Here is a 1,323-nt window from a genome sequence, read left to right as displayed (position 1 = left end):
CTTAGAGGGTGACAACCTACCTATAAAGGTTGCTGCATAAGAGATAGGGCATAGAAACCACGCTGAAAATAGAGCCGTTTATGGGGTTTGAGTGCAATCAGACTCAGAACCCAATCTGCCCATAATTCCATGCCGTAACGCCATCGTTGTCCGTAGAGTCCAAAGCTAAAGTCACTCTGCCGTGGGGATTGTTCTTTGTGTTCTAGGATACGTCCAGCATAAATATCTATCCCTAATTTTTTCATCTGTTGCCCCTGCATTGTCGCCAAACTATAAGCCAGCGCAATCAACAAGACTAAAGCTAAAAAACGGGTTTCATTAACCTTGGTTTCTTCTAAGTTGTAGCCACCTGTTTTACAATCCTTGAACATTTGTTCGATGCCCCAACGACAACGATACACTGCCAATGCTTGTTTTAATGTCGGAAGGTTAGTTAAGATATACCAAGGTTCTTTTGCTCCCTTATTATTATATTTTCGTCTCCAATAGACCGCCAGATTAAATAGTCCTATTCCATCCCCTTTATTGCACAAAATTCCTTCATAAAATTTAGACATTCCCGGTTTGAATCCAAGATTTTTTAGGACTTTATATTCCTCATTCAATGCTGCTTGGAAATGAAGATCCTTTTTCTGCCTCAGGGCAAAGAATACACCCCTATTATCAATCCATTGAGCCAATTTAGGGCTGTGAAATTCTCGGTCTCCTAATACTAAAACAGGATAATTTTTAAATAGAGTCAGCACCGTTTTCAGCAACCGTTTTTGAGTATTGAAATCACTGTTTCCTACCTGTTTTAGAACCTCCCAATACAAAGGAAGAGCATGAGTTCCCCAAACCAAACTCACCATAAATACATTCCGTCCTTTCCATTGAGTCCTGTCAATTGCCATCATCCAATATCCATATTTATGGTGTTTGAATTTCTGGTGACGACGACGCTGGTTTCGATTTAAACCCCCTCCCGTTTGTACTTGTCTAATCCAATATTTGATCAGGGGAAACCATAAAAGTTTGACATTGAGTCGAGGCAAGTTTAAAAAGCGTTGCAGGTGGCGTTTGCGACTGCCATATTGAATCGGTTGGGGAAAGACACTAGCTAAAACGGAGAGTTTGACCTGACGATGAACTTGTAGCAATAACAACAGAAGCTGTATGGTTAGATACTGGCTTTCATTCAGATGGCCACGCAGGGTTTTTTGGTAAAATTCAGGAAACATATTTTTTCAGGGGAGTCACAAAAATGCTCCCTATTTTTTGTCTTCACTATCTTCTCAAAGTTTTGTCCTGCATAGCTTAGAGTTGCCTTGTCACCCTCTAAGC

Annotated in this window: 1 protein-coding gene; it reads right to left on the bottom strand. The window is 40.6% G+C overall.

Annotated features, from left to right (window positions below):
* Positions 1 to 20: 20 nt before the first annotated feature.
* Entirely contained in the window at positions 21 to 1,220 is a 1,200-nt protein-coding gene (locus ACM0OR_RS28210) for an IS4 family transposase (protein WP_414579710.1), read from the bottom strand.
* Positions 1,221 to 1,323: the final 103 nt, after the last annotated feature.

It is taken from the genome of Anabaena sp. CCY 9402-a (assembly GCF_963920945.1).
GTDB classification, from domain to species: domain Bacteria; phylum Cyanobacteriota; class Cyanobacteriia; order Cyanobacteriales; family Nostocaceae; genus Trichormus; species Trichormus minutissimus.
The sequence above is the reverse complement of the archived record's forward strand: the minus strand, read 5'-3'. Positions and strand labels throughout refer to the sequence as shown.

Excerpts from the sequence above, each read along its gene's own strand:
- ACM0OR_RS28210 (WP_414579710.1), bottom strand. The coding sequence starts at position 1,220 with ATGTTTCCTGAATTTTACCAAAAAACCCTGCGTGGCCATCTGAATGAA.